This window comes from Gluconobacter thailandicus F149-1 = NBRC 100600, assembly GCF_000964465.1.
GTDB classification, from domain to species: domain Bacteria; phylum Pseudomonadota; class Alphaproteobacteria; order Acetobacterales; family Acetobacteraceae; genus Gluconobacter; species Gluconobacter thailandicus.
Genome location: NZ_BANH01000024.1, coordinates 203,392 through 229,573, shown reverse-complemented (window position 1 = coordinate 229,573; position 26,182 = coordinate 203,392). Strand labels below are relative to the sequence as shown.

Sequence of the window (26,182 nt, the reverse complement as noted above, 5' to 3'; positions counted from 1 at the left end):
TAGCGCGAGGATCAGCAGCTTGCCTATACGCTTCAATAGTGTTCGGGTTCGGCTGGAGACGCTCCAAAATAACGGGGAGCAGTTTCTCTGACGTCATACGATTAAGGATAAGCTGAGGATGACTTATAAGTTCGCATCTCGCCTATTCATGATTTCTCTATTGATGTCTCTGGCAGGGTGTCAGACATTCACCAGCGAACAATTCGGCCGATACCACAGTCGCCAGATGCCAGGAAATAACCCGGATGTGCAGGCTGGAAGACCGAGCAACATGCTTCTCAGTCCTCCTCGAAAGAGTGGTGTTTATTATTAAGGGCTGATGGAATTTTAGAATAGGGTATTGAAATTTTGGGAGAATATAGAAGAACGGGCTTATGGTTGGTGAATAAAAATGGATTTTCAGGCTGTAATTTTGAGGCGGGTATAGCCATTCGTTTTTAAGAATTGGAATGGCTATACGTCGTCTGATCAGCTTTCCGGGAACAAAGCCTTCAACCCTTCCTCGGAAGCATCACACCGGCCACGCTCAGTAATCAGGCCCGTCACCAGACGCGCTGGTGTTACGTCAAAAGCCGGATTGGCCGCCGGGCTGTTCTTCGGTGCAATGCGAACACGTCCCGGATCACCGCTCTCCGTGAGGCCCGTCATGAACAGAACCTCGTTCTGGCTGCGCTCTTCGATCGGGATTTCCTTCACGCCGTCGCGCACGCGCCAGTCGATCGTCGAGGATGGGAGTGCCACCCAGAACGGGACGTTGTTGTCCTTGGCGGCGAGTGCCTTGAGATAGGTGCCGATCTTGTTGGCGACGTCACCCTGTGCCGTGACACGATCCGTGCCGACGATGACCATGTCTACGTCGCCAGCCTGCATGTAGTGACCGCCAGCATTGTCCGCGATGACCGTGTGTGCCACGCCATGGCTGCCCAGTTCCCAGGCCGTCAGCAGGCTGCCCTGATTACGGGGGCGGGTTTCGTCCACCCAGACATGTACCGGAATGCCCTCGTCATGTGCCATGTAGATCGGGGCCAGGGCAGTGCCCCAGTCCACGGTCGCAATCCAGCCGGCGTTGCAATGCGTCAGCAGGTTCACGCGGCCCTGACGGCCCTTGCGTTCCCAGATTTCGCGGATCAGTTCCAGACCGTGACGACCGATGGCTTCGTTGACCTGCACGTCTTCATCACAGATCGCATCTGCTTCCACGTACCCGGCGTCAATGCGGCGTTCCGGCGGAAGAGAGCGCAGATGCTTCACCATGCGCTCGATCGCCCAACGGAGATTGATGGCAGTCGGACGGGTTTCGATCAGGTCAGCCGCAGCCTTCTCCAGCGCAGCATCGGAGGCGTCATCCTGCAGGGCAAAAACCAGTCCATAGGCCGCAACGGCACCAATCAGAGGCGCACCACGGACCTGCATGCTGCGGATCGCGTGGGCGACAGCGCCCATATCCCGAAGCTCGAGGACTTCTACTTCCCAGGGAAAGCGGGTCTGGTCGAAAATACGAATGCTCTTCGCGTCGTCAGATGGGCGCCAGACGCTACGGTAGGCGATGCCATTGATCTTCATGGGATGCTCCTGGGAGGCGCTCCGGCAGGCAGGGCACGGAACAGAAATAAGGTGTTTACCGCATGTGCGCGATACATGCGCTGAACTCAAGGGCAGAAACCCCCCGTACGTATCTTGCGTTTAGTGGTTGTCCTGTTGATATTCTTCGGATACCAGTAGTTCGCATTGTATTACATATTATGTCTTGATTCTCTTTCTAAGACGCTAGGGAAAGATAATGGCCTCTCTTGTGAACGCCGGAAAAACAGCTTCCAGTTCTGTCGCTGGTCGTCCGCCTGTCTCCCGGAGATCTGACCGGAGCGAAATGTCGGCCCTGGAAAAATATCGCCTTCTGCGTGAGACGCGCAAAGTCGTTCGTCGTCAGCGGATTGAGGAAGAGCAGAAGCATCAGCGCTCGTCCTGAGGCAGAGACTTTCGTTTTTTCTGCCAGGCCTGTTAAGCATTTTCCGTTTTTGGCCCGATGGCTGAGGGTTGACGGGAGAAGGGCGTGAAGCGGTGTCATTGCGTGTACTGACGGTTTTGCCACCGCGTGAGGCTTACGCAGAAGGGCATGCTGGTGCGATTGCTCTGCTTGTCAGCCGGCTGGCCCGGCCCGAAGACAGGATCACTGGGAAAGCAATAACTGATCGCCCTTTGCCGGGCGGGCATTTCGTTCCCCTTGAGATTTCGGGCTGGCCTTTCCCCCAGCGTCTGAAATACGGCATTGCCTGTCTGTCTGCGGCGCGAGACTTCAAGCCTGATCTTATAGAAGTCCATAATCGCCCGGATCTTGCGCTGTTTCTGTCCCGTTTCGCGCCCGTCCGTCTGATCCTGCATAATGATCCCTGTTCCATGCGCGGTGCGAAAACGCCAGCACAGCGACAGCGCCTGGCGAATAGACTGCTGGTCTGCGGGGTGTCACGCTGGGTGGCGCAGCGGTTCGCGGAAGGGTGTGGGCCTGTGTCCGTCGCCATCCAGCCAAATTGCATGAATATTGAAGAGGTTCCTGAAGAGCATCCACGGCAACAGAACGTCCTCTTCGCCGGGCGTGTTGTTGCCGATAAAGGTGCAGATGCTTTTGTCAGGGCCTGGAGCGCGATTGGTTCCCGTTACCCCGGATGGACAGCGACTATTATGGGGGCAGACAGGTTTGGCCCCGCATCTCCCGAAACGCCCTTTCTTGCCTGGCTTCGCCCTAAAGCAGAAGAGGCCGGAGTGTTGATGACAGGCTATCAGCCCCATGCCCGCATTCTGGAGGCTATGGCTGAGGCTGCCATTGTTGTTGTTCCAAGCCGATGGCCGGAGCCTTTCGGGATGACGGCTCTGGAAGCCATGGCATGTGGAGCGGCGGTAATCGTTTCTCCCGTCGGGGCATTACCAGATGTTGTGGGAAATGCAGCCCTCTTGGCGTCTCCTGACAAACCGGGAGCGTTGGAGGGTGCTCTATGCCGCCTGATGGACCAGGCGGCTTTACGATCCGAGCTGGGGCAGAAAGGCCGTGAAAGAGCGGCTCGGTTCGGTCTGGAACAGGCAAGGGCGCAGCTTCTGGAACTGCGCCAACAGGCCGTCAGTTTCAGTCGCGGTTTGGCGGCCCCATAAAGGTTGGGTCGATGGCCTCCGGCACATGATGCGCCAGAATTTCATCTACGGCCTTCTTTTCTTCATCCGTCAGAGACCAGCCAAATACGTCTCGTACGCCTGAGACCTGCTCTGGCTTGCGTGCGCCCCAGAGAGCAATGACCGGTCCCTGATCCAGTACCCAGCGGACAGCAAAGGCGAGAACGGACTTGTTCCGCTTGGCAGCCAGCTTCTTGAAGTCCTCGACGGCGGCCAGATAGCTCTCGAACTTCGGCTTCTGGAACTTCGGATCGCCCGACCGCAGATCATCCTTCGGGAATGTCGTATCCTTGCTCATCTTGCCGGACAGCAGGCCACGACACAGTGAGCCATACGCCAGAACAACCGCATCATTCTTCTTCGCGTACGGCAGAACGTCCTTTTCACAGGTGCGCTCGAACAGGTTTAGCGGCGGCTGGATCGTGGCGAGAGGTGCGACTTCTCGGAAAATATCCATCTGCTCCGGCGAGAAGTTACTGACGCCAAGGGCACGGATCTTGCCTTCCTGATGCAGCTTCTGAAGCTCGCGTGCGCTTTCGTCGATTGGTGTCTTGGCATCCGGCCAGTGGATCTGCTCAAGATCAATCGTTTCAACGCGCAGGCGGCGCAGGGAGGCTTCAACTTCCTGCCGGATACGGGCGGGGCGGGAGTCACGAAAAACCTTCCGGTCTTCCGGCTTGTCGTCCGTCCAGTTCAGGCCAAGCTTTGTGGCCACGAAGGCCTTGTGCGGCTTTTCCGCCAGCGCGCGACCCACAACTTCTTCGGAATGTCCAAAGCCGTAAACCGGAGCGGTATCAATCAGGTTGATGCCATCATCAAGGGCAGCATGAATGGTGCGGACGCCGTTTTCATCGTCAGGGCCGCCCCACATCCAGCCGCCGATGGCCCAGGTACCAAGAGCGACGCGGGATACGGGCGTATCAATGCCTGGAATGAGAATGGTGTCGGTGGACATGTCTGTCTCCATGGGAAATGGACTGTTTCGAAACAGCGCATACCTGCCGGGGTGGTTGCATGGAAAGTCGAAACCCGCCATCCAGACTGTCTATGCGCCAGTCTTCTTTGACCCTTACCCGCCTCGGCCAGTGGCTTGCCGTGATTTTGCCGCTGACCCTCACGCATCTTCGGGGGCTTGCAGAAGCGGATATGGACTGTCTGGCAGTTCTTCTGCTGGTTCATTCCGCCAGAAACAGGCAATGGTCCTGGGCGCGGGAGCCCTGGGTTGTCGCCACATTCTGCTGGTGGAGCTGGCAGGTTCTCTGCACGCTCTGGGTCTCACCGGGGCATGGAGCGCTGGGGCAGTCCCTGGCTGCCATCCGCTTTCCGCTCGCGGCGGCGGCTCTGGGATGTTGGGTGCTGCGTGATGAGGTATGGCGTCGGCGAACGCTCTGGGTCACTTGTGGATGCGGTCTCTATATTGCTGTTCAGATGCTGTTGCAGGCGACAATCGGCTATAATCTGTTCGGTGTTCCCCGCTTCCATGACGGCACCCTGACCGGTCCTTACACGCATCCGCGCGCTGCTGCTCCGCTCTCCCGTCTGATCCTGCCCATGCTGATGCTGGGATGCACCCTGATCGAAGGCTGGAAGACGCGCCTGTCGCGGACGCTGGGCCTGTGCGCTGCAACGATTCTGGCTGTCACGATCATGGTTCTTGCGGGGCAAAGAATGCCTTTCGCGCTGTCTCTGTTCGGGATCGGCGTCTGTGCGTTGCACTATCGCCCCATGCGGCCGGCCGCACTTGTGGCCGCTGCTCTGATGCCGCTTCTGGTCTTTGCCGCCAGCATGGTTTCACCGGGCAGCTTTTCCCATCTCGTTGTGCTGGCCCGCCAGCAACTGACGCATTTCAGCCAGTCTCCCTATGGGGAAATCTACACCCATGCTGTCGTCATGGCGCAGGAGCATCCGCTGCTCGGACAGGGTTACGACGCTTATCGCCACCATTGTGCGGACCCCTCTACGTTTCATGGTGTGCCATGGCTTTCTATGGAGTATCCGCCGGGGGGCTGGACGGATCTGTGCGTCCAGCATCCGCACAATCATTATCTTCAGGCGCTTGTGAATGCGGGCATTCCCGGCTTGATTCTGTTCATCCTTATGGTCGCTTGCTGGCTCAAGGCCCTCTGGCCGGGACGACAGGGTTCTGCGATTGCCATAGGTCTTTTCGCGGCCGTGTTTATTCAGGAATGGCCTATCGCTTCGGCCTCGGATTTCCTGAACCTTCCACTTGGGGGATGGGGCTTTCTGTTGCTGGGGTTTGGACTGGCGTTCCGCAACGGCTTTCAAGTCCGCCCGCAGAGGCCTATATCGTAACCCAGATTACGGAGGCCCTTCATGTCCAGCACCAGTGACCCGGCACGCACCGGAACCGTTCCCGTTACCGTTCTGACAGGCTTTCTCGGAGCCGGAAAAACCACCCTGCTCAATCATATCCTGACCGCCGAGCACGGCCGCAAATATGCTGTGGTCGTCAATGAATTTGGCGAGCTTGGCGTGGACAATGACCTCGTGGTGGATGCCGACGAGGAAGTGTTCGAAATGAACAACGGCTGCATCTGCTGCACCGTACGCGGCGATCTGATCCGCATTCTCGGTGGCCTGTTGCGTCGTCGTGGCCGTTTTGACGGGATCATCGTCGAGACGACCGGCCTTGCTGATCCGGCCCCTGTCGCACAGACTTTCTTTGTGGATGAGAATATCCGTGAGAAGGCCCGTCTGGATGCCGTTGTGACGGTTGTGGATGCCTTCAACGTCATGCAGACGCTGGACGAAAGCCCCGAGGCTGTCAGCCAGCTCGCCTTTGCGGATGTAATTGTTCTGAACAAGATCGATCTTGCGGATGAAGAACGCCGTAAGGAAATCGTTGCCCGTATCCGTCAGATCAATGCTGTTGCCGAGATCCATGAAGCCCAGCACGGTGGCGTCAAGCTGACGGATATTCTGGATCGCGGTGGCTTTGATCTTCAGCGCGCGCTCTCCACAATGCCTGACTTTCTGGAGAACGATCACCATTCCCACGAAGAGGGCATCGTCAGCATTTCCCTCTCGGTGAAAGAACCGATCGACCAGCGCCGTTTCCAGGCATGGATTGGGGCCCTTCTTCAGGAGAAAGGCGGCGATATTCTGCGCTCCAAGGGCATTCTGAATTTCAAGGGTGAAGATCAGCGCTTTGCTTTTCAGGCCGTGCACATGATGGCGGATGGGGATTTCATCGGCCCGTTCCGTGAAGGTGAAAGCCGGGATTCCCGTCTGGTCTTCATTGGCCGTGATCTGAACCGTCCGCAGCTTCGCCGCGGCTTTGAAAGCTGCATCGCGGAATGACACGGGAAATCATTGAAGATCGCGGCGCCGAGCGCCGTTTCGAAAGCCCCATCGTTGGTGTCGCGTCGTCGCGTGACGGCAAAACATTCGCGGCAGCGACTGCGGATGGCGAGATCATTCTCATCCCGCGCGATCAGATGACCACGCTGGGATCATGGACGGTCCTGCAGGTTCATGAGGGGGCGCTCTGCCTGTCACAGGACTGCCTGCCGGATGCATTTCTGACGGGCGGTGAAGATGGCAAGCTGGTTCGGACTTACGCCGATGGGCGGTCCGAAGTTCTGCGGGAAGGGCGGCGCTGGGTCGACTGCATCGCCACATCCACCACGCACCTCGCTTTCTCGACAGGGCGTGAGCTGGAAGTCCGTGCGGCTGAAGGCAAGGCGACGCTCAAGACGCTGGATCATCCGTCGTCCGTGACGGGTATCGTTTTTGATGCCAAGGGCAAGCGGGTCGCAGCCTCGCACTACAACGGTGCGTCGGTCTGGTTCGTGCAGGCGAAGATCGACACAGTGCGCCCCTTCGAATGGAAGGGCAGCCATATCGGAATTGCCATCCATCCGGGTGGGGAGGCGCTTGTGACGTCCATGCAGGAAAATGATCTGCATGGCTGGCGTCTGGCTGATGGGCATAACATGCGTATGAGCGGCTATCCGAAGCAGGTGCGATCCATGGCGTTCACGCGCAATGGCCGCTGGCTGGCGACGGCTGGCGCGGATGCGATTGTGCTGTGGCCGTTTTTCGGTGGTGGCCCGATGGGCAAGGCACCGTCCGAACTGGCACGTCTGCCGGGCCTGTTCGTCAGTGCGGTCTGCCCGAACCCCAAGGAAGACATCATTGCCGGCGGGTATGAAGATGGCACCGTTCTGCTCGCCGAAATCGGTGGTGGAGACCAGCGCGTGCTTCCCCTTTGCTCAGGGCAGAAAAGCAAGCGTGGCAAGGTGACGGGCATCAGCTTCACCCCGCAGGGTGGCGCGATCGTTTTCGGTACGGAAGATGGAACAGTCGGTGTTGTGGACCTGTCCGCAAAAAGCTGATCAGTCCGTTTGTTATGCAGAGTTGTAAAGAAGAGGCGTCCCTGAACCGGGGCGCCTCTTTTTTTGTTCAGGCCGTGAAGAAGTGGCTCAGACCCATCCCGCGCAGGCCGCGACGATAGGCAATGGAGCTTCGATCCGCCATCACGTGGGCTTCAAGGGTCGGGTCGAGCGGCAGGTTTTCTGGCTTCTGTGCTTCTACAATCTGTCGATCTTCTTCGAAGACACGCCGATTGAACTCGTAAACATCTTCCACTGACCCGGTCGTATCAAAGTTCCGGCAGATTGGTGCGAACATTCGTGTTACGCGGGCAGAAACCGGGGAGGCGGCGTTCATGATGACGAGCCTGCCGTTGTTCGGAAAGTGGATTTCCAGCGTTGCCGTAAATGGCAGAAAGACCCGGAAATGCCGTAGCCACTCGAAGCCCGCATACTCTTCAACGCCAAGAAGACCATGAGGGAAATTGGAAACGTTGCTGCGGTATTCAGCCTCGAAACCCGTTTCGGTCAGCTTGGGAGAATAGGCCAGAACAATCGGATTCTCAGGATCAGCAAACGTCTCGGTATGGACGAAGGCGAAATGCGCCACGTCAATGAAGCCCTCGACCTGGCGGCCTGCAAAGCCCTTGATGTCGATCCAGGGGCACGTGATCTGCTGGAACGCCGGATCATCCCAATGTGGCATGGGCGGCAGGTTCACATCTCCTTCTGGCCGCAGACACGTCCAGATCAGGCCGAACCGTTCGATAACCGGATAGGTTCGCAGGTGAAGTTTGGGCGGAATTTTGCTGTCCGGATGAGCTGGAACCCGCACGCAGCGGCCATCCTGTCCGAAACGAAAACCGTGATAGGCACAGGCAATTGTCTTGCCGTTGCCATTGCCCATGCTCAGGGGAACACCGCGATGCGGACAGAGATCATCCGCAATGACAATATCCCCATCCGCTCGATACACCACCAGCGGAGCATCCAGCAGGGTCACGCCCATTGGGCTGTCTCCCAGATCGCGGGATAGCGCAACCGGATACCAGGATTTGGCAAGGATCTGCCAGTCTGCGGGCTCGAATGTGCAGTTCCGCGGAAGATCGACGGATGTCGGAGAAAGGCTGGCGCAGGTTGCGGTCATGACTGGATCTCCGCAGGCTGAAACGTAGGGGATGACAGATCATTTCATGGAGGGAGTGTTCTCGGATATATCATAAAGACGGTTAATATGTTCTGATATTTAGGTAGGGTATATATCGGTACGTTTCTCACCTCACCGGTAGAGAGTGGCGTGTTGTTCCTTGTTCGAAATTATCTCATGGTCAGGGCAGATAATGTCATGAGGTCACTTTATGTCTGGGCTGTCTCTTCCGGATCATCTGCGAACAACTGGCATGTTTCTCCAGTATCGCGCCTGGGCCGACAGGCTGACATATGAGGCACTTCTGCAGCTTCCACGCGAGGAGATTGTGAAGCCTCGCCAGACAACGTTCGGCACTATTCTGCAGACGCTTGGCCATGTGCATGTCGTGGATGACATGTTCTGCCACCATCTTCAGGGGACGGAGCATAGTTATCGTTCACGGCAGGCCGACCAGACGCTGGATCTTAAAGACTGGTGGTGGGCGACGCAGGAACTGCACCAGTGGTACATGAAAGCCTGTGCTGGCTGGAGCACTGATGATCTGAAGGAAAAAATTTCTTTTGCCTTCATTGACGGGCAGGCTGGGATAATGACCCGGGAAGAAATCATCCTCCACGTTGTCAATCATGCGACCTATCATCGGGGCTTCATCGGCGACATGCTGAAGCAGATTCCGCATAACTGGCCAGCCAATGATCTGACGGTGTTTCTACGGGATCATTATGACAGGGGTGCCTGATCAGCGATCAGTGTGACCCAGGTTCTGCTCCGGAGCGATCACGTCCCGCACGCGCTGCTTGAGCTCTTTTGGGCCAGGAAATCCGCCATCGCGCTTGCGCTCCCAGATCAGCACGTCATCGACGTGAATTTCGAAGCGGCCACCTGTGTCAGGAACAAGCGCCACTTCACCGAGAGCCTGCCCGAACGTGGAGAGCAGTTCCTGTGCCATCCATCCGGAACGCAGGAGCCAGTTGCATTGCGTGCAGTAGCGGATCGAAACGCGCGGGGCTGTAGAGGACATGATAGTCTCCTGAAAAGGACAATTCTAGGGGCATGATGGCACAACGGGCAGGGTCTGCCAGCCAGCAGGAAGAAGCGGTACTGCCATGCAACGTTCACAAAGAAACACTTTCCGACCATCCCTGGAGAACATTATGAAGGCGAACTGTCTTTTCAACTCTGTGAGACCCCAAAACGCATGATTACCGCCGCTCGCCTGTCTGCCACGCTCCTGATGTGCACAACGCTTCTCGCTGCCTGCACTGCGTCGTCCCATCATATCCTGCCGGAAACGGCCATTCCGGACGCGCGATTGGTCCTTCCTTCGCCGCCGGCTCCGGGCAGTGCGGCACAGGCAGATGATGATCAGGTGTTTCATGAAACACGCGCCCTGAAGGATACTCCGCGTTGGGCGTTGGCTCAGCGGGATGCCGATCTGGAAGTGCCGCATCTCGTGCGGGATTTCTCCTGCGCGGTGGGATACACGCTGGATCTTTCGAAAGCGCCTCATCTGGCCAGCGTCCTGAAGCAGATGGAAAATCCGATTGTTCATCGGACGTCCGAAGCCAAGCACTACTGGCATCGGACACGCCCATTCGTCGGAACCAATCTGCCGATCTGCACGTCCCCGGAAGGGCTGGGCCTTCATTCGTCCTATCCATCCGGCCACACGACTGCGGGATATGGCATGGCGCTGCTGTTGGCGCATCTGATGCCGGAGCATGCCACAATGATCCTGCAACGTGGACGTGTCTTTGGAGAGAGCCGGATCGTCTGTGGCGCGCATTGGAAATCTGACGTCCAGGCTGGTTTCCTGAACGCGTCGTCTGAAATGGATACCTTGCTTGCTGCACCGGAACTTCAGGATGATCTCGCTGCGGCCCGTGAAGAACTGCGGGCCATGAAAGGTACGACATCTGCTCCGGATGCTGCTGAATGCGCGGTGGAGGCAGATGCGGCTGCGCACTCCATCCTGTCAGAGAAATAAAAAAACGGCAGGAGGCGGGTGTGCCTTCTGCCGTTGACTGCTTGATCAGGCTTTAGATCAGGATGTTTTTTCTGCGTCTTTGGCCTGAGCGACGGGTGGTTCAGGGGCGGCTGGCGGAGGCCGCATGGCGCGTTCATTCGCTTCCATGAAACGGTCGGCCAGCGCCGTATAGAGCGGGCGCGGACAGACCATGCGCGAGACGCCGAACGCCAGGAATGACGTGGCCAGAAGTGCCAGCGTGACCTGCTGGTTGTTGCACATTTCCATTACGATGATTGTTGCCGTTAGCGGGGACTGCGCCACACCACAGAAATAGGCGACCGTCCCGAGCAGCACGACAGCGCCCGGCGTTGTGTGGGGCAGGAACTGTTCGATCCATCCGCCGATCGCTGCACCGATGGCCAGTGAAGGCGCAAACATGCCCCCCGGAATTCCGGAGCAGTAAGACACCAGCATCGCCAGATATTTCAGCAGAAAGAAGGAGGCCGGATAGTGCTCAGTTCCTGCGAAAATGGCGCGGGCCTGTGCGTAGCCCGTGCCGTAAGTCGTTCCCTTTGAAATCAGGCCGATGATGGCCAGAACCAGCCCACAGGCCGCAGCGAAGGCAATCGGGCGTTGTCCGGCAAAGCGTCCGACTGGGCCGGGAAGGCCACGGGAGGCTTTGATGACGAGCGCCGCAAAGGTGCCGCCGGCCAGACCACCGAGGATGCCGCAGGTCAGCACCGCAATCCAGGCAGTGCCCACGGGAATATCAACGTCGGCATGGCCGAAATAGGTGTAGTTCCCCAGTAGCGCGATGGCTGTGACACCGGAAACCACAACGACCGTCAGGGTTCGACCGGATGTACGCTGCTCGAAGGAATGGGACAGTTCTTCAATGGCAAAGACGATCCCGGCCAGAGGGGTATTGAATGCCGCGGCCATACCAGCCGCGCCCCCTGCAAGGATCATGCTGCGTTTGGCCGCGATATTGGACTGTCCGAGCAGGCGGGAAAAACCATGCATGACGGATGCCCCAACCTGCACGCTTGGGCCTTCACGCCCAATCGAAGCGCCGCAGATCAGCCCCAGACAGGTCAGCAGGATCTTGCCGACTGAAATCTTGAGCGACAGAACCCGGTCCACCACCGTGTAATTGTCGATGTGGAGGGTCGCAATCGTCTGCGGAATGCCTGAACCCTGAGCGCCCTTGAAGAGCGTGCGGGTCATCCATGTGATGAAGGCCAGACCGGCTGGCGCCACAAACAGCATGGCCCAGGGGTGCCAGGCGATAATTCTGGACCGCAGATCTGCCGCCCCGTCGCCCATGCGTGTAAAAAGAACAGCAATGACGCCGACCAGAACCGCGCCGATCCAGTAAATGACCGTCCGGCGCCACTGCGTCGTGGTGGCGCGGGCAGAACGGCGCAGATGATGGATACGGTCTTTACGCCGTAGCGCATGTCGTGAGGACAGATGCGCAGGGGGAATCGGCTTGGGTGCGGATTCAGAGAGTTGGGGCGAAGTATCGGCCAATGGAAGACGTCCGGGAAGGAGTGTCGGGCAAGGGAAGATACGCCCGGTTCATATCCGCGCGTTACAGTTCCGGTCCTGCCAGTCTTCTTCGCGCCGGGTCAAGCAGTCTGAACCGATCAAGTGGAAAATCAGTGCAATAACCGGAAAAGACGCATCAGCATTCCGGAAAGCTGACCGCCAGACCGCCCAGTGAGGTTTCCTTGTAACGATGGTTCATGTCTGCGCCGGTTTCCCGCATCGTTCGAATGACCTGATCCAGCGAAACATGATGTACACCATCGCCCCGCATCGCGAGAGACGCTGCATTGATGGCCTTGATGGCGCCAAAGGCGTTCCGTTCAATGCACGGGATCTGTACCAGCCCTCCGACGGGATCACAGGTCATGCCCAGATGGTGTTCCATGCCAATTTCTGCGGCATTTTCTACCTGATCAGGCGTGGCTCCCAGTGCTGCGGCAAGCCCGGCAGCCGCCATGGAGCACGCGACGCCCACTTCGCCCTGACACCCGACTTCCGCCCCGGAAATGGATGCGTTGCGCTTGAACAGCGCGCCAATGGCGGTGGCCGTCAAAAGAAACTCTCGCATCCCTTCGCGAGATGCACCGGGGCAGAAGTCGCGATAATACCGCAGGACAGCAGGGATAACGCCCGACGCGCCATTGGTCGGCGCCGTCACAACCCGGCCTCCCGCAGCGTTCTCTTCATTCACGGCAATGGCGAAGAGGCTCACCCAATCCATGATCTCATGCGGTGCCCGCTGGTTCCAGCGGATGCCGCTTTCCAGTTTCCGAAAGAGGGCGGGGGCCCGTCGTTTGACGTGTAGCTTGCCGGGAAGGACGCCGTCTTCCTTGAGGCCACGGTCAATGCAGTCCATCATCGTATCGAGGATGCGATCAATATAGGCCGTGACGTCTTGATCGGCTCGCAATGTTGTTTCATTGGCGCGGATAAGACCGGCAATGCTCAACCCCGTACCCCGGCAGTCTTCCAGCAGTTTGTGCCCGGATGTCACATCATAGGGAACGCTGACGGATGGGATGACCTTGGTCGCCGGGGAGGTGTCTTCCGGAACGATGAAGCCCCCGCCGATGGAGCAGTATCGCTCACAGGCAATGGAGTTGCCGTCATCGCTGAAGGCTTCGAATTGCAGTGTGTTCGGATGAACAGGCGGAACGGTCTCGTAGTCGAACACAACATCTGACGCTGGATCGAAAAAGATAGTCTGGCCATTCACCGTCAGGCGTTTCGTAGACTGGATCGTCTCAATGACGTGTCGCGCGTGATCCGGAGCAATGTCATCCGGCAGCCATCCTTCGAGGCCGAGAAGTACGGCGGTATCCGTCGCATGTCCCGCACCTGTCCAGGCGAGAGAGCCATAAAGCGTGACTTGAATACGTTGGATTTCGGTGCCGGCAGGCAGGTTCTGCACGAAGGCCAGTCCCGCCCGCATGGGGCCAACCGTATGAGACGAGGAGGGGCCGAGCCCGATGCGGAACAGGTCGAAAAGACTGATCATATCAGAAGGCTCCGGCGCTTAGGACAGGACCAGAACGCCGGAATGCTTGGCCTTGTCAGCAGGTTCGACGTGAATGTGGATGGAAGCGCGCCCCAGTTCCTCACGAAGCGCGGCTTCGATGCTGTCACAGATCTCATGGGCGTCATGCACACTCATTTCGCTGGGCACCACGAGGTGGAATTCTACGAAATGCAGTACCCCAACCTTGCGCATCCGTAGATCATGCGCTTCCAGTGCGCCAGTTCCGCTGCTGGAGATAATGCCTTTGACGGTCTCGACCGTGTCAGTGCCGGGCGTCTCATCCATCAGGCCGGACATGGAAATGCTCATCATGGAGAACCCGGCGCGCAGGACGTTCAGGGCCACCAGTGCCGAGAGGACAGCATCCAGACGGTCCCACTTCACCAGAGGGATCAGGGAGACGCCAATGATCAGCGCAACGGTCGTCCAGACGTCAGACTGTACGTGTTCGCCTGCGGCCAGCAGAGCCTGAGACGAGTTCTTCCGGCCAAAGCCGATCAGCATGCGTGCCCAGATAAGATTGACCACACCGGCCAGTGCATTCAGGGCGACACCCTGGAACGGAGCATGGACCGGCATCGGATGTATCCAGTCATGCACAGCCACGACCAGGATTCCGAGCGCCGTCAGAACAACCAGAACGCCTTCAATGACGGCAGACAGATATTCCGCCTTGCCGTGGCCGTAGGGATGATTATCGTCAGCAGGCAAGGCCGCGATGGAGAGCGCCCACAGTGTTCCAACAGCGGCAATAACATTCAGAATGGTCTCAATGGCATCCGACAGCAGCGCATCGGAGCCGGAGACCCAGAACGCCGCGTATTTGATGGCCAGAACCACCACGCTCACCCCGATGGAAGCGCGGGCAATCTTGATACGGGTGGAAGGCATGAAGGTCCTTAGCAGCAGGCCTGTTGAAGATCGCAGGACGCTGGTGGGCTCTCGATCTGGAAAGTCGGATGGGAAATACCAAATTTCTCCCGCAGAATCACGCTTGCCTGCGTGATGATCTGCTCGGGTGTCTGCGCAGCCGTTTCTTCACGGAGAAGATGCACGGTCAGAGCAGTTTCCGTCGTGCTCATAGGCCAGATATGCAGATGATGCAGCCCGCAGACGCCTGGAACCTCAAGGAGAGCAGTCTGCACATCGGCGGGAACAATTCCCGATGGCACACCATCCAGAGAAAGGGAAACCGAGCCTTTGAGCAAGGACCATGTCGCCATAATGATGGAGGCTGACACGATGAGGCTGACAATCGGATCAATGATCTGAAAGCCCGTCCAGGCGATCAGAAGCCCTGCAATGACCACAGCGAAGGACATCATGGCGTCTGATGCCATATGCAGGAATGCGCCACGGATGTTGAGATCATTGGAGGCCCCCTTCATGAAGAGGAGTGCCGTGACGGCGTTGACCGCAATACCAACAAGCGCGACCCAACTGACGGCCATGCCTTCAACCGGAGTGTGAACAAAAAGCCGGACGATGGCTTCCCAGATGATGCCGCCCGTAACCAGCAGCAGGACCGTTGCATTCACGAAGGCTGCAAGGATGGTGGACCGGCGCAGACCATAGGTGAAACGCGTGGTCGGCGCGCGCCGGGCCAGACTTTCCGCCAGCCAGGCCGCACCCAGACCGAGAATGTCTGAAAGGTTGTGTCCCGCGTCTGCCAGCAGGGACAGGGAGTGTGCCCAGACGCCCCAAAGGGCTTCCGCAATGACATAAACCGTATTCAGTAAGATCCCGATGGCGAAAGCCCGGCCAAAGCTGGCAGGGGCGTGCACATGAGCGTGTCCAAAGCCAAACCCATGGTCATGTCCGTCACAGGAATCGTGGCCATGATCATGGCTGTGATCGTGCCCGCCATGCGCGTGGTCATGGCCGTGTGAGTGATCGTGGGCATGATCCGCATGGTCATGCGCGCAGGCGTGATGGGATTCTGAGGTCATGTCCGGACAAATCTGTGGCTAAGGGCGGAAAGCATACTGCATCTCCGTTCCTCAACCCAAGCAATGATCTGGCAAAGAGGAGAGAGGCTCTTTCGGCTATCACGGCTGGACATGAATGTAGCATTCCGTAACAAATGACGCGTCATACCCTGCAATCCTGCAGAGGGGACTTGCAGGGAGAGTGCCCATGAAGGGGACGGTTCTCGGATTTGACACTCTGACGGGCGAAGGCGTGATCCTGAATGATCAGGACGTCCGGTATTCCTTTTCGAAGACGAACTGGCGGGAGGCTCTGGCCCCCATGAAGGGGCAGCGGGTCGATTTCGAGCCTTGGGGTACGATGGCGAATAATGTGTTCCTGGATGTTCAGGTGGCGTCCCCGGCCGCGGATATATCTTTCGCAGAGGCCATCCGTTCCTGTTTTCGGAAGGTCACCGATTTTCAGGGCCGTTCTCGCAGGAAGGAATACTGGTATTTCAGGATTTTCGTGATTTTCTGCTCCATCCTGTCGTCTCTGATCTCCCATGATCTCAGACATAACGGGGGAGTAGTTATCGGGCTGCTGGGCATTGCCAGCTTTTTTGCGTGGATTTACCTCTTTGTCGTGGACCTCAGCGTTTCGGTGCGGCGACTGCATGACAGCGGCCGTTCGGGGTGGTGGGTCCTGCTTTATTTCACGATAATTGGAATAATTCCGCTGTTCATCATGATGTGCTTCGACACCGACCCTCGCATCAACAAGTGGGGCTATCCGGCTAAATAGCCTCAACTCCCGCTGGAGACATACCCTGCAACTCCGCGCCGCCACCACAGCACCATGAGGGCGAGAAAGACGAAGCCCATGGCGGGGGACAGGAGGCCGAACCAAACCGGCATTCCCAGCGGGTCCGGGTGGTTCAGCATGGCGAGGGCCGGGTAGTAGCAGACGGCGGAGAGCGGAAGGGCCCATGTCAGGAAACGCCGCAGCCATCGAGCGAACATGGTCAGCGGGTACTGTCCCGCTTCCACGCCGCCATAGGTCAGCACGTTCACGACCTCCAGCCCCTCCACCGTGATGAAACACAGAGCAGCCTGACCAATCAGGATGCCGAGAAACATCACAGCTCCGCCCATGACAGCCCAGGGCAGGAGCCACACCGTATTCCACGAGACATGAGGGGACAGCCAGAAACCCGCTCCCAGAACAAACGCGCCCTGAAGAAAACGACCGATCGAGCGCAGGCGAAGTTCATGCCCGAGCAGAAGAACCAGCGTTGAGCGTGGGCGAAGCAACAGCCGGTCAAACGAACCGGTCTTGACGTATTCGCTGCCGAAAACATCAAAGCCACGACCAAGCGTTTCGGCTACTGAAAAAGAGACGTTCACCAGTCCATACAGAACGGCGACTGCTCCAATATCCCAGCCCGCAATGCTGCCAAACCTGTGGAACAGGCTCCAGATGCCGAAGAAACTCAGCAGCGTCGTGACAAAATTGCCGACAAGTTGAAGGGCGAAGGTTCCGGGATAGCGAAGCTGCGCCTTGATCGAGGCGCCAGCCATCCGACGATAGAGCGTAAAGGCATTCATGCGCCCTGAACCTCCATCCTCGACACGGTGCGATTCATCCAGAAACGTCCGATAACGGTCAGTGCCAGTAGCCAGAAACACTGGATCCCAAGAGCCGCCAGAATGCCACCCGGAATGGGCATGCCCATGTAAAGCCGGATCGGAATATCCGAAATGCCTGCGAAGGGCTGGAGCAGCAGCAGTTCCCGCGCCCAGTCCGGATAAAGCGGAAGCGGCAACAGCATGCCAGACAGCAGAACAGCCAAAGGCGTTCCCACGGCATAGGTGCCAAGGGGCGACAGGGTGCGAGCGGCGATGATGTTCCACCACATCACGATGCTGGCTGAAATGAAGGCCCCCAGAACAAAGGATACAACCGCCAGAAGGGCGGCTTCAAAAGACGCGGGTGGGGCGAGGCTCCAGCCGTTCAGCCCGACGAGTGCTGCCAGAGGACCAGCGACGACAGCCAGAAGAATGGCACGGGGAACTGCGTTACCCAGAAGACGGGCAAGGGACGCGGAGAGCCACCAGTTCCACAGATCCACCGGGCGAAGCAGATCATAGACAATCGCCCCACTCTTTGCGGCCTCGCCAATCGCGGGTAGGCAGCCAAGAGGGAGCAGCGTGAAAAACGACTGCTGAATCCATGTGTAGGTCATGGCCTGTCGAAGCGTCATCGGCGCATTCACGTCGGGGGCGTGGTGATACACGGCCGCATAGGCCATCAGCGAGATCGCCCCGAACCACATCTGCGCAACCAGTCCCGCCAAAACGGCAAGGCGGTACCGCAGCCCGATTTTCCATTGCAGGACGAAGGACGTCACATACGGGCGGATCGTCACGAGGCATGATCCGCGTAAAAGCGTGTGATGATCTCTTCAATCGCCGGGCGGCCGATCCGTAGATCGCCCAGACCCGGCAGCTTGGAAAGGTGCGCAACAAGGGCCGGAGCAGGGAGGCGTTGCGGATCGAACGTGATGGTCACGCAGCGTGTTCCGCGCTCGGTTTCCACAGCGCCGTCTGGAAGGAACAGGTCCGGCGGCGGTCCCGTGAAATCGGCTTCCAGAATGCGTTCGGACAGTGTTGTGGCCTGAAGCGCCTCAAATGGGCTGTCCGCCAGAATACGGCCATGCCCGATGACGATCACCCGGTCGGCCAGAGCTTCGATGTCGTGCATGTCATGGGTGGTCAGGAGAACTGTCGTGCCGCGTTCCCGGCGAAGATCCCTCACGAAAGCACGTACCGCCAGCTTGGAAGGCGCATCCAGCCCGATCGTCGGTTCATCGAGGATGACCACATCCGGATCATGGATCAGGGCCGCAGCAATTTCCGCCCGCATCCGCTGCCCCAGCGACAGCTGGCGGACGGATTGGTCCATGATGCCATTCAGGTCCAGCGCCTCAGCCAGACGGTCCCGGTTCCGTCTGAACCGTTCTGGCTCCACGCTGTAAATATCGCGCAGAAGCGCCAGCCCTTCGGCGACGGACAGATCCCACCACAACTGCGTTCGCTGCCCGAACACCACGCCAATGCGCGCCACATGCGCAATCCGGTTCTCCCACGGAACCAGATCCCCAACGCGTACCGTGCCGGATGTCGGACGAAGAATGCCGGACAGGATCTTGATGGCCGTGGATTTCCCCGCCCCGTTCGGACCGATGAACCCGGCAATTTCACCAGCCGGAACAGTAAAGGAAATGCCGTCCAGCGCCGTGATTTCACGCGTCTTTCCACGCCAGCTTCCGCCATCGCGGACCTGATACGTCTTGCGGAGGTCACGGACCTCGATCGCGGCGGCAGTCTTCATGGATGAACGCGGTCCCTGACAGGCAATATCGCCAACAGTTCTGAGGCAGCTTTGCCTCTCCGGCAAGTGGGTGACAGGGCAGTGTGTCGTTACCACCTATTACCCACAGTCCTTCTGCATACGGTAAGAAGGAGTCCATCTTTTGAACCTCGATCGTCAGGATGATCTCATGGCTGGTAAACGTATTCTCATGCTCGCAGGTGATTTCGTTGAAGATTACGAAATCATGGTGCCCTTCCAGATGCTGCTGATGGTTGGGCACAAGGTGGATGTGGTGTCTCCGGGCAAGAAGGCTGGCGAGCAGGTGGCGACCGCCATCCACGATTTCGAAGGTCATCAGACCTACACCGAAAAGCGCGGCCACAACTTCACGCTCAACGCCACCTATGCGGGCACGAAAGCGGATGATTACGATGCGCTGGTCATTCCAGGTGGGCGTGCACCTGAACAGCTCAGCACAGATGAGAGCGTGCTGGACCTGATCCGGGCCTTCGTGACGGCCGATAAGCCGATTGCTGCCGTTTGCCATGGTCCGCAACTGCTCGCCGCTGCCAATGTCATTTCTGGCCGCAAGGTTTCCGCTTATCCGGCCTGTCGTGCTGAAATGATCCTCGCAGGCGCAGACTATCAGGCGATCGCGATTGATGGTGCTGTGACGGACGGCAAGCTCGTGACGGCCCCAGCATGGCCAGCACATCCGGCCTGGATCGGCCAGTTTCTGAAGGTTCTGGGCACGAAGATCGAAGCCTGATTTGTATTCGCAGGGAAAGACCCGCCATGTGTGAACTCTACGTCCGCGCCGATCCGATCTTTTATGAAAGCCGGACACGGTCCCTGCGGATTCATGGTGTCGTCACCACGATCCGGCTGGAGAACATGTTCTGGGATGTCTTGACGGAAATTGCCGCGGCAGATGGCATGACCGTCAATCAGCTCATCACCAATCTTTCGGATGAAATTCTGGAACTTCGGGGCGAGCTTCCCAATATGGCGTCTTTCCTGCGTATCAGTTGCCTGCGCTATCTGGACCGCGAACGTCAGGTCCGGGGTGCATCAGAGTGTGTGGCTGTTCAGCCCCTTCCGTTGCGAAAGGTCGGTTAAACCGGGGCATTGCAGCAAAGAGGCATTGGCGGACCGGGGCGCAAGATCGTAGAGAAGGGGCATGACGACTCCTTCTTCTCCGCAGGGCCAGCGCCTCACTGGTCATTCAGGTAGCTTCGGCCGTGCCGAAAAAGCAATGGAACGCGCTTTCTTTGCCACGCGCTGGATTGCCGCACCGCTTTATTTCGGCCTGACCATCGGGCTACTTCTGGTTGCTTTCAAATTCTTCCAGCAGCTTCTGGGTCTGGTTCTCAAGGCTACCGGTCTGGACTTTGATGACGTCTTTGTGGGCGTGCTGGATCTGATCGATCTCGTCCTGCTGGCGAACCTGCTGCTGATCGTTATGTTCTCAGGTTACGAGAACTTCGTCTCCCGTCTCGATATCCGTCATCATGAGGACTATCCGTCCTGGATTGGCCACGTGACGTTCGGGGACATCAAGATCAAGCTCATGGCGTCCATCGTCGCCATGTCAGCCATTCATGTTCTGGCTGATTTCATCCGCGTGGATGGTACGTCCACGCGTGCTCTGGAATGGAGCGTTGGAATTCATCTGGCCTTCGTCGTGTCCGGTGTTCTGATGGCCATCATGGATCGCATCATGGAAGGCTCCCCGGACACGCATCACGCCGACCCGCAGCCTGACACCGCCCAAAATAAAGAAAAGCACGACGCATGATCCGTCTGACAGAACTGCGCCTGCCTCTGGAACATCCGGAAGGTGCGCTCCGGGAGGCAGTCCTGACGCGCCTGAATATTGCGTCTGATGCCCTTAAAGATTTCAAGATCGCCCGTCGCGGCTATGACGCCCGCAAGCGCGGTCATATTGTTCTCGTGTACAGTATTGACTGTGACGTTGCGGATGAAGCGGCTGTTCTGGCGGCTCATGAGGGCGATCAGCACATCCGTCAAACGCCAGATACAAGCTATCATCTTCCGAAGGCGATATTGCCGGAAGGCATGCCGCGTCCCGTGGTTGTGGGGGCAGGGCCATGCGGAATCATGGCGGCTCTGACGCTGGCACAGGCGGGCCTCAAGCCGATCATCATCGAACGCGGCAAGGATGTCCGTTCTCGGACGGTGGACACCTTCGCCCTGTGGCGCAAATCTGTTCTGACGCCCGAAAGCAATGTGCAGTTCGGTGAAGGCGGTGCAGGCACGTTCTCGGACGGCAAGCTCTACTCCGGTGTGTCCGATCCGCGAAACCTCGGGCGGCGCGTTATCGAGGAGTTCGTTCGGGCCGGTGCGCCGGAAGAAATCCTCTACGTCTCCAAGCCCCATATCGGCACGTTTCGTCTCGTCTCGATGGTCATGTTCATTCGTGAAGAAATCGAACGTCTGGGCGGGGAATACCGGTTCGAAACCCGTGTTGAGGGTTTCGAAATGGAAGGTGAGGGAACGGAGCGCCGCTTGCGGGGGCTTCGTCTTTCAACGGGCGAAACCCTACCAGCGGAGCGCGTGATTCTCGCCGTCGGGCACTCAGCGCGCGATACGTTCGAAATGCTGCGTCAGGCCGATGTCGCCATGGACGCCAAGCCGTTCTCCATCGGGGTCCGGATCGAGCATCCACAATCCGTTATCGATACGGCCCGTTTTGGTTCCTATGCGGGGAATGAAATCCTGGGCGCGGCGGATTACAAGCTGGTGCACCATGCCTCCAACGGACGTTCGGTCTATTCGTTCTGCATGTGTCCGGGTGGGCAGGTCGTGGCGGCAACGTCCGAGATCGGACAGGTCGTGACCAACGGCATGAGCCAGTATTCCCGTGCCGAGCGGAATGCGAACAGTGGTATTGTCGTGGAAGTCACGCCTGAAAAAGATTTCCCGGATGATGTTCTGGGTGGTGTCGCGTTCCAGCGGAAATGGGAAAAGGCGGCATTCGTGGCAGGGGGAAGCGATTATCGTGCCCCGGCACAGCGGGTTGGTGATTTTCTGGTGGGGCGCCCGTCCACAACGCTGGGGGACGTTGTCCCGTCTTATCAGCCGGGCGTGACCCCAACTGATCTGACGCTGTGTCTGCCGGATTTCGTTTGTGAAGCCATCCGTGAAGCGCTGCCGCGTTTCGAGCGTAAGCTGAAGGGCTTTTCGATGGAGGATGCCGTGATGACAGGCGTTGAAACCCGCACATCATCGCCCATCCGTCTTCAGCGCGACAGGGACGGACAAAGCCCGACCCTGCGTGGTCTGTTTCCGGCGGGTGAGGGGGCGGGGTATGCCGGCGGTATCCTGTCCGCCGGGATTGATGGCATCCGCACAGCGGAATGGCTGGCAGCGTCTCTTTAAGGCGCTGCTTCTTCATCACCTTCCATGGTTTCGCCCGGAAGGTTTTTCGGTTGAAGCAGGGCGATACCCGCCGTCACGGCACTTGATCCCACCACGAAAGCTTCGGCTGTCAGCGGCAGGGTAATCGGTGTCCGTCCGATGCCCGGAATGAGCCATCCGGCGATACCCTGCCCGATGGAGCCAAGAGCGTAACCCAATCCCATTCCAAAGCTGCGTGTTTCAGACGGGAAGCACTTGGCCAGATAATGCGGCACCAGTGCGAAGATCCCGGAAGCGGCGGCCCCCATGATGAAGGCGGCTGTCAGCAGCATGTTCCATGACGGAGCGCTCAGGAACGGCCAGATCGTCAGCACGACAATGGCAATCGCACCCAGCATGACTTTCAGATCACCGAAGCGTTCGGCCAGCCATCCGCAAAGGATTTTTCCGCTGAAAGAGCCGATGCAGTAAAGCGTAATCGGGATGAAAACGTCCTGCGGCGTCAGGTGATGGGAGCCGCGGAGGATCGTGGGATAAAACGTGTAGATGGCCGCCTTCTGAAATTCCAGAAAGCCCATGAAGGCGATGGCTTGAATCGCCCCTGCGTCCAGCCGAAACCGGACCTTTGGAAGCGGCTGTGTCGGCGTTCGTGCCTGTCCTGCCGCACGTTGCGCACGGTTGCGGAGCCAAACCGGGCTCTCTTTCACGCCAAGCCGGATGAAAATGGCCAGAAGCGCCGGGGCCAAACCGATGAAGAACAGCATCCGCCAGCCGTAATGCGGGAGAATGAGAGCCTGCGCACCCGCCGCCGCAAAATATCCTACCTCATAGCCCGACATCATGAGCGCGGACGCCATTGGCCGCGTCCAGGCAGGCACACTCTCCATCAGAAGGGCTGCCGAGGCGGTCCATTCGCCGCCAAAGCCGATCCCGAACAGGAACTGCACGATGCCAAGCATCAGCAATCCATGAGACAGGCCCGTCATGGCGGAAAATACACCAAACCAGACGACACCCAGCATGAACGCCAGACGGCGCCCATAGCGATCCGCCAGCCATCCCCAGCTTGTATTGCCAATGGCGCGGCCGAAGGACTGGGCTGTCAGGATCATGCCCAGAGCGCCAATGGTACAGCCGAATTCATGGGCGATGTCTGGTAGCGTGAACATCAGGGACGTCTGGTCAAAGGCGTCCAGAAACCATCCCAGAAAAGAGGCGAAAGTAACCTGCCAGTAGGGAAGAAGAGCCTTGAGAGAGCTTCGGGAAGACGTGTTCGGGGCGGAGCGGGAAGAGGCGTCCGTCATCAACAATGTCCTGACAGGCAGATTGAACCTGCACGCTTGAAGGAAGTGGTACGGAAAATCCGCAGATACGAATCGGTAGCAGATTTGTCCTGATTGAGCGAACGAAGAATAAGCATGCAGGGTTTCAGCTGGATGCGCTGAGATTACACGGTAAAGTGAGGAGAAAAACGCGGGCTGTTAAGGGAAAATTAGGGGTCTGGCGTCATTTTCCTGTCTGGATAGAACAGGAGATGTCCGAATTGGATGATGTAGGACAGGAGGTCAGTTACGGGACGGCAACGCCTCGTGGCCTGGAGGTGGCAGGAGAGACCAAGAAGAACTGGCTGGAAAACAGTCGTTCTGTGGCGCCTGCTTCTCCACCCAGTGCTGGCATGTTTGCCACAACCCTGCGCAGTCGCCGTGCCCGCCAGAAAAGTGCTCTGCCGCCCTTGAGGTGGCTGCCACGCATGACGGGAAGTCGTGGGGGTATGGAGAAGCTGATTGGCGCGCAGGTTGATATGAGCCAGCTCTGGCTGGCTATCCCGCGACGGACCGTCCGCCGAAGTCGCCGGAAATCACTTGACCAGCAGCAGCGGGAGTTTGACCTTGAACTCCTTCAGGCAGCTTGTGCCCAGGCCGCAACTTGGCCGGACGATATGCGATTGATGGTCTCTCTGGAAGACGATCAGGCTCCGGACATTGCTTTCAACAAGCGGCTGAATGACGTTCTGGAACAGACGGGCTTTCCTGTTTCCCGTCTGGATCTGGTTTTTCAGGAAAGTGGCATTGCACAGGGTGAGCGGGAGGTCTGTTACACGCTTGCGTCTCTGCGGGATCGGGGCGTGCAGATCTTTACGAATGGCTTTGGGGCAGCAACGTCCAGCCTCACGCTTCTGCGGGACCGTGCCATCAGCGGTTTACTGGACGGCGTTCAGTTTGATGCATCTGTTTTGTCGGCATCCAGCCTCTCCTGGTCGCTGCAAGGAGATGTGCCGGAACTTGATGAGGGGGCGGTCGCCTTTTTCAAGGCTGCTTTGGATGCCGTCAGGGCGCTGGGTCTTCATATTCGCGCCACAGGGGTCGACACTCAGGCGCAACTGGAGTTCGTTAAGAAAGCCGGATGTATTGAAGCCTCCGGCATGGCGCTGTCGCCAGCAGAGACCACTGCCCAGATTGCCGAACGTTTTGCAGGTATGGAGGGAAAGGTTCGTCGGCGCAGGATGAGCCGCACGGCAGAAGGGCTATGAAAAATGACAGCAGGCTATACTTGGGCCTGCTGTCAGGCGCGTATCAGATTTTACACTGATACTGAAACAGGCGCTCAGGATCGACGCGCAGGAGCTTGCCAAGCATGGGCAGAACTCCCGTAAGGGCATTCTCAATTGCTTCGAGTGATTGACCGGTCTGCTCGGCAATGTAGTTAAGATGTTTCTCACCCATTAAGGTTTCGACTTCCTGAGGCGTGAGAGGGTTTGCTTCAGTGTTATGGAGTTCACTGACTCTGGTTGCCAGATGGCAGTCATCACGCATTAGCCGGATGGTGACTTCCGTCAGTCCTGACCTGTCCATGCTGGCATTGCTGAGCCAGTCGCCGAAACGGACGAACAGGGAGGTTTCTTTCTGGCCTTTGGTTTCGATGGTGGTTGTCATGACCTGTACTCCTCAGCATGGGAGGGACTGGCCGCATCCGGAGGGACTTGGCCCTGCATTAACAACGCATAAACCATGGTTCTGTAGCATGAGGCGGAACACACCTTTGCGTGATGTTTCCGCCGCATTTTGATTAGTCGAGCGGGCCACTTTCGACCAGAACGATCTCGGCATCTTCTTTCGCAGTCATAACAATGCGTTCCACGTCGGTCAGGGCCGCTCCGTCTCGTGTGGCGATGGTCTTTTCTTCTATTTCAAGGCTGCCGGTCGCGGGCACGAGGTAAGAAAAATTCTCCCGGCGCGTTTCGAACGTCAGTGTTTCGCCTGCTTTCAGAGTAGCCCCGAGGACGCGGGCCTCGGCCCGGATCGGCAGGGCGTCGTCATCCCTGAAACCGGATGCGAGTGTGACGAACCGCCCGTTACGCGCCTCTTTCGGAAAAGGTCGGGTTCCCCAGCCCGGTGTGCCCCCTGTTTCATTGGGAATGATCCAGATCTGGAACAGGGTGGTGTCCTCGGTTTCCTTGTTGAACTCCGCATGGACGATTCCGCTACCCGCGGACATGACCTGAACATCGCCAGCTTCCGTGCGTCCTTTGTTTCCCAGACTGTCCTCATGGGAAATGGCGCCGGTACGGACATAGGTGATGATTTCCATGTCCTTGTGTGGATGCGCGCCGAAACCGGTTCCGCCCTCGATCCTGTCATCGTTCCATACACGCAGGCGACCCCAGTGCATGCGATGACGATCCATGTAGCCAGCGAATGAGAAATGATGCCGGGCGTCCAGCCAGCCGTGATTGGCGTGTCCAAGTGAAGAAAAGGGTCTGATGTCGAGCATGGTGTGCTCCTGTTGGTTTGTTCTGACTTCCAACATGGGGCTGGACCAAGATAAAGAAAATGGAA

At 58.1% G+C, this 26,182-nt stretch carries 27 protein-coding genes; 13 read left to right on the top strand and 14 right to left on the bottom strand.

What is annotated here, in order from left to right:
• Positions 1-468: 468 nt before the first annotated feature.
• The gene (mtnA, locus tag B7444_RS08830) at positions 469-1,563 is read right to left on the bottom strand and encodes an S-methyl-5-thioribose-1-phosphate isomerase (RefSeq protein WP_007282654.1); all 1,095 of its coding nucleotides are present in this window, start codon (positions 1,561-1,563) and stop codon (positions 469-471) included.
• A gap of 217 nt (positions 1,564-1,780) precedes the next feature.
• On the opposite strand from mtnA, the gene B7444_RS08825 reads away from it, so the two are divergent.
• Positions 1,781-1,966 carry a hypothetical protein gene (locus B7444_RS08825; protein WP_007282653.1) on the top strand — a complete coding sequence of 62 codons (186 nt, stop codon included), beginning with the start codon at positions 1,781-1,783 and terminating at the stop codon, positions 1,964-1,966.
• 68 nt (positions 1,967-2,034) lie between these two features.
• Positions 2,035-3,141: a glycosyltransferase family 4 protein gene (locus B7444_RS08820; protein WP_007282652.1), complete on the top strand. Its 1,107-nt coding sequence runs from the start codon at positions 2,035-2,037 to the stop codon at positions 3,139-3,141.
• Here the strand turns inward: B7444_RS08820 and B7444_RS08815 are convergent.
• On the bottom strand, positions 3,116-4,114 hold the full coding sequence (locus B7444_RS08815; protein ID WP_015072395.1) for an aldo/keto reductase: 999 nt from the start codon (positions 4,112-4,114) through the stop codon (positions 3,116-3,118). The two genes, B7444_RS08820 and B7444_RS08815, sit on opposite strands and share 26 nt — an antisense overlap.
• A gap of 92 nt (positions 4,115-4,206) precedes the next feature.
• Between B7444_RS08815 and B7444_RS08810 the strand changes: the two genes are divergently transcribed.
• Genes B7444_RS08810 through B7444_RS08800 form a run of 3 tightly spaced genes read left to right on the top strand, consistent with a single transcriptional unit; the run spans position 4,207 to position 7,517 of the window.
• The gene (locus B7444_RS08810; RefSeq protein WP_007282650.1) at positions 4,207-5,472 is read left to right on the top strand and encodes an O-antigen ligase family protein; all 1,266 of its coding nucleotides are present in this window, start codon (positions 4,207-4,209) and stop codon (positions 5,470-5,472) included.
• Positions 5,473-5,493: 21 nt separating this feature from the next.
• Entirely contained in the window at positions 5,494-6,480 is a 987-nt protein-coding gene (locus B7444_RS08805; RefSeq protein ID WP_007282649.1) for a CobW family GTP-binding protein, read from the top strand.
• Entirely contained in the window at positions 6,477-7,517 is a 1,041-nt protein-coding gene (locus tag B7444_RS08800) for a WD40 repeat domain-containing protein (RefSeq protein ID WP_007282648.1), read from the top strand. Before B7444_RS08805 ends, B7444_RS08800 begins: the two co-directional genes overlap by 4 nt.
• A gap of 67 nt (positions 7,518-7,584) precedes the next feature.
• On the opposite strand, the gene B7444_RS08795 is transcribed toward B7444_RS08800, so the two are convergent.
• Positions 7,585-8,640, bottom strand: coding sequence for an aromatic ring-hydroxylating oxygenase subunit alpha (locus B7444_RS08795; RefSeq protein ID WP_007282647.1), 1,056 nt, complete (start codon positions 8,638-8,640; stop codon positions 7,585-7,587).
• A gap of 211 nt (positions 8,641-8,851) precedes the next feature.
• Here B7444_RS08795 and B7444_RS08790 point away from each other — a divergent pair, with 211 nt between their 5' ends.
• Positions 8,852-9,382, top strand: coding sequence for a DinB family protein (locus B7444_RS08790; RefSeq protein WP_007282646.1), 531 nt, complete (start codon positions 8,852-8,854; stop codon positions 9,380-9,382).
• Here the strand turns inward: B7444_RS08790 and B7444_RS08785 are convergent, their stop codons facing one another.
• Positions 9,383-9,664 carry a SelT/SelW/SelH family protein gene (locus tag B7444_RS08785; RefSeq protein WP_035729876.1) on the bottom strand — a complete coding sequence of 94 codons (282 nt, stop codon included), beginning with the start codon at positions 9,662-9,664 and terminating at the stop codon, positions 9,383-9,385.
• A gap of 177 nt (positions 9,665-9,841) precedes the next feature.
• Between B7444_RS08785 and B7444_RS08780 the strand changes: the two genes are divergently transcribed.
• On the top strand, positions 9,842-10,630 hold the full coding sequence (locus B7444_RS08780; protein ID WP_007282644.1) for an acid phosphatase: 789 nt from the start codon (positions 9,842-9,844) through the stop codon (positions 10,628-10,630).
• A 57-nt stretch (positions 10,631-10,687) separates the two neighbouring features.
• On the opposite strand, the gene B7444_RS08775 is transcribed toward B7444_RS08780, so the two are convergent.
• From B7444_RS08775 to B7444_RS08760, 4 genes are all read right to left on the bottom strand, one after another.
• Complete coding sequence (locus B7444_RS08775; RefSeq protein ID WP_007282643.1) at positions 10,688-12,145, bottom strand: chloride channel protein; 1,458 nt, start codon at positions 12,143-12,145, stop codon at positions 10,688-10,690.
• Between the two features lie 154 nt (positions 12,146-12,299).
• Positions 12,300-13,661, bottom strand: coding sequence for an L-serine ammonia-lyase (locus B7444_RS08770; RefSeq protein WP_007282642.1), 1,362 nt, complete (start codon positions 13,659-13,661; stop codon positions 12,300-12,302).
• Between the two features lie 18 nt (positions 13,662-13,679).
• Entirely contained in the window at positions 13,680-14,573 is an 894-nt protein-coding gene (locus B7444_RS08765; RefSeq protein WP_007282641.1) for a cation diffusion facilitator family transporter, read from the bottom strand.
• Between the two features lie 8 nt (positions 14,574-14,581).
• A complete protein-coding gene (locus B7444_RS08760; protein ID WP_007282640.1) occupies positions 14,582-15,631 on the bottom strand; it encodes a cation diffusion facilitator family transporter in 1,050 nt (349 codons plus the stop codon).
• Between the two features lie 187 nt (positions 15,632-15,818).
• Between B7444_RS08760 and B7444_RS08755 the strand changes: the two genes are divergently transcribed.
• Complete coding sequence (locus B7444_RS08755; protein WP_007282639.1) at positions 15,819-16,394, top strand: DUF805 domain-containing protein; 576 nt, start codon at positions 15,819-15,821, stop codon at positions 16,392-16,394.
• Between the two features lie 2 nt (positions 16,395-16,396).
• Here B7444_RS08755 and B7444_RS08750 read toward each other — a convergent pair whose 3' ends face one another.
• The 3 genes from B7444_RS08750 to B7444_RS08740 are packed head-to-tail and all read right to left on the bottom strand — an operon-like array spanning position 16,397 to position 18,983.
• Positions 16,397-17,197, bottom strand: a complete 801-nt coding sequence (locus tag B7444_RS08750; RefSeq protein WP_007282638.1) for an ABC transporter permease — start codon at positions 17,195-17,197, stop codon at positions 16,397-16,399.
• Positions 17,194-18,018 (bottom strand): ABC transporter permease, encoded by an 825-nt coding sequence (locus B7444_RS08745; RefSeq protein ID WP_007282637.1) that lies wholly within the window; start codon positions 18,016-18,018, stop codon positions 17,194-17,196. The genes B7444_RS08750 and B7444_RS08745 overlap by 4 nt, the downstream gene beginning before the upstream one ends.
• A complete protein-coding gene (locus B7444_RS08740) occupies positions 18,015-18,983 on the bottom strand; it encodes an ABC transporter ATP-binding protein (protein ID WP_035729878.1) in 969 nt (322 codons plus the stop codon). Before B7444_RS08740 ends, B7444_RS08745 begins: the two co-directional genes overlap by 4 nt.
• A gap of 169 nt (positions 18,984-19,152) precedes the next feature.
• On the opposite strand from B7444_RS08740, the gene B7444_RS08735 reads away from it, so the two are divergent.
• The 4 genes from B7444_RS08735 to B7444_RS08720 all read left to right on the top strand — a co-directional run bounded on the left by B7444_RS08735 (position 19,153) and on the right by B7444_RS08720 (position 22,367).
• The gene (locus B7444_RS08735) at positions 19,153-19,734 is read left to right on the top strand and encodes a DJ-1/PfpI family protein (protein WP_035729957.1); all 582 of its coding nucleotides are present in this window, start codon (positions 19,153-19,155) and stop codon (positions 19,732-19,734) included.
• A 26-nt stretch (positions 19,735-19,760) separates the two neighbouring features.
• Positions 19,761-20,084 carry a ribbon-helix-helix domain-containing protein gene (locus B7444_RS08730; RefSeq protein ID WP_007282634.1) on the top strand — a complete coding sequence of 108 codons (324 nt, stop codon included), beginning with the start codon at positions 19,761-19,763 and terminating at the stop codon, positions 20,082-20,084.
• A 61-nt stretch (positions 20,085-20,145) separates the two neighbouring features.
• Positions 20,146-20,763: a TIGR00645 family protein gene (locus B7444_RS08725; protein WP_007282633.1), complete on the top strand. Its 618-nt coding sequence runs from the start codon at positions 20,146-20,148 to the stop codon at positions 20,761-20,763.
• Positions 20,760-22,367, top strand: coding sequence for an NAD(P)/FAD-dependent oxidoreductase (locus B7444_RS08720; RefSeq protein ID WP_007282632.1), 1,608 nt, complete (start codon positions 20,760-20,762; stop codon positions 22,365-22,367). The genes B7444_RS08725 and B7444_RS08720 overlap by 4 nt, the downstream gene beginning before the upstream one ends.
• Here B7444_RS08720 and B7444_RS08715 read toward each other — a convergent pair.
• Positions 22,364-23,650: an MFS transporter gene (locus B7444_RS08715; protein WP_007282631.1), complete on the bottom strand. Its 1,287-nt coding sequence runs from the start codon at positions 23,648-23,650 to the stop codon at positions 22,364-22,366. The two genes, B7444_RS08720 and B7444_RS08715, sit on opposite strands and share 4 nt — an antisense overlap.
• Positions 23,651-23,880: 230 nt before the next feature.
• Between B7444_RS08715 and B7444_RS08710 the strand changes: the two genes are divergently transcribed.
• Positions 23,881-24,876, top strand: coding sequence for an EAL domain-containing protein (locus B7444_RS08710; protein ID WP_007282629.1), 996 nt, complete (start codon positions 23,881-23,883; stop codon positions 24,874-24,876).
• Positions 24,877-24,919: 43 nt separating this feature from the next.
• On the opposite strand, the gene B7444_RS08705 is transcribed toward B7444_RS08710, so the two are convergent.
• Together B7444_RS08705 and B7444_RS08700 are read right to left on the bottom strand one after the other, a co-directional pair.
• Positions 24,920-25,279 (bottom strand): hypothetical protein, encoded by a 360-nt coding sequence (locus B7444_RS08705; RefSeq protein WP_007282628.1) that lies wholly within the window; start codon positions 25,277-25,279, stop codon positions 24,920-24,922.
• A gap of 133 nt (positions 25,280-25,412) precedes the next feature.
• Positions 25,413-26,117 (bottom strand): pirin family protein, encoded by a 705-nt coding sequence (locus B7444_RS08700; RefSeq protein WP_035729895.1) that lies wholly within the window; start codon positions 26,115-26,117, stop codon positions 25,413-25,415.
• Between the last annotated feature and the right edge of the window lie 65 nt (positions 26,118-26,182).

Excerpts from the sequence above, each read along its gene's own strand:
- B7444_RS08785 (WP_035729876.1), bottom strand. The coding sequence starts at position 9,664 with ATGTCCTCTACAGCCCCGCGCGTTTCGATCCGCTACTGCACGCAATGC.
- B7444_RS08825 (WP_007282653.1), top strand. The coding sequence starts at position 1,781 with ATGGCCTCTCTTGTGAACGCCGGAAAAACAGCTTCCAGTTCTGTCGCT.
- B7444_RS08780 (WP_007282644.1), top strand. The coding sequence starts at position 9,842 with ATGATTACCGCCGCTCGCCTGTCTGCCACGCTCCTGATGTGCACAACG.
- B7444_RS08750 (WP_007282638.1), bottom strand. The coding sequence starts at position 17,197 with ATGAATGCCTTTACGCTCTATCGTCGGATGGCTGGCGCCTCGATCAAG.
- B7444_RS08740 (WP_035729878.1), bottom strand. The coding sequence starts at position 18,983 with ATGAAGACTGCCGCCGCGATCGAGGTCCGTGACCTCCGCAAGACGTAT.
- B7444_RS08800 (WP_007282648.1), top strand. The coding sequence starts at position 6,477 with ATGACACGGGAAATCATTGAAGATCGCGGCGCCGAGCGCCGTTTCGAA.
- B7444_RS08770 (WP_007282642.1), bottom strand. The coding sequence starts at position 13,661 with ATGATCAGTCTTTTCGACCTGTTCCGCATCGGGCTCGGCCCCTCCTCG.
- B7444_RS08730 (WP_007282634.1), top strand. The coding sequence starts at position 19,761 with ATGTGTGAACTCTACGTCCGCGCCGATCCGATCTTTTATGAAAGCCGG.
- B7444_RS08700 (WP_035729895.1), bottom strand. The coding sequence starts at position 26,117 with ATGCTCGACATCAGACCCTTTTCTTCACTTGGACACGCCAATCACGGC.
- B7444_RS08765 (WP_007282641.1), bottom strand. The coding sequence starts at position 14,573 with ATGCCTTCCACCCGTATCAAGATTGCCCGCGCTTCCATCGGGGTGAGC.
- B7444_RS08725 (WP_007282633.1), top strand. The coding sequence starts at position 20,146 with ATGACGACTCCTTCTTCTCCGCAGGGCCAGCGCCTCACTGGTCATTCA.
- B7444_RS08790 (WP_007282646.1), top strand. The coding sequence starts at position 8,852 with ATGTCTGGGCTGTCTCTTCCGGATCATCTGCGAACAACTGGCATGTTT.
- mtnA (WP_007282654.1), bottom strand. The coding sequence starts at position 1,563 with ATGAAGATCAATGGCATCGCCTACCGTAGCGTCTGGCGCCCATCTGAC.
- B7444_RS08710 (WP_007282629.1), top strand. The coding sequence starts at position 23,881 with ATGTCCGAATTGGATGATGTAGGACAGGAGGTCAGTTACGGGACGGCA.
- B7444_RS08810 (WP_007282650.1), top strand. The coding sequence starts at position 4,207 with ATGCGCCAGTCTTCTTTGACCCTTACCCGCCTCGGCCAGTGGCTTGCC.
- B7444_RS08805 (WP_007282649.1), top strand. The coding sequence starts at position 5,494 with ATGTCCAGCACCAGTGACCCGGCACGCACCGGAACCGTTCCCGTTACC.
- B7444_RS08705 (WP_007282628.1), bottom strand. The coding sequence starts at position 25,279 with ATGACAACCACCATCGAAACCAAAGGCCAGAAAGAAACCTCCCTGTTC.
- B7444_RS08735 (WP_035729957.1), top strand. The coding sequence starts at position 19,153 with ATGGCTGGTAAACGTATTCTCATGCTCGCAGGTGATTTCGTTGAAGAT.
- B7444_RS08795 (WP_007282647.1), bottom strand. The coding sequence starts at position 8,640 with ATGACCGCAACCTGCGCCAGCCTTTCTCCGACATCCGTCGATCTTCCG.
- B7444_RS08715 (WP_007282631.1), bottom strand. The coding sequence starts at position 23,650 with ATGACGGACGCCTCTTCCCGCTCCGCCCCGAACACGTCTTCCCGAAGC.
- B7444_RS08720 (WP_007282632.1), top strand. The coding sequence starts at position 20,760 with ATGATCCGTCTGACAGAACTGCGCCTGCCTCTGGAACATCCGGAAGGT.
- B7444_RS08815 (WP_015072395.1), bottom strand. The coding sequence starts at position 4,114 with ATGTCCACCGACACCATTCTCATTCCAGGCATTGATACGCCCGTATCC.
- B7444_RS08755 (WP_007282639.1), top strand. The coding sequence starts at position 15,819 with ATGAAGGGGACGGTTCTCGGATTTGACACTCTGACGGGCGAAGGCGTG.
- B7444_RS08760 (WP_007282640.1), bottom strand. The coding sequence starts at position 15,631 with ATGACCTCAGAATCCCATCACGCCTGCGCGCATGACCATGCGGATCAT.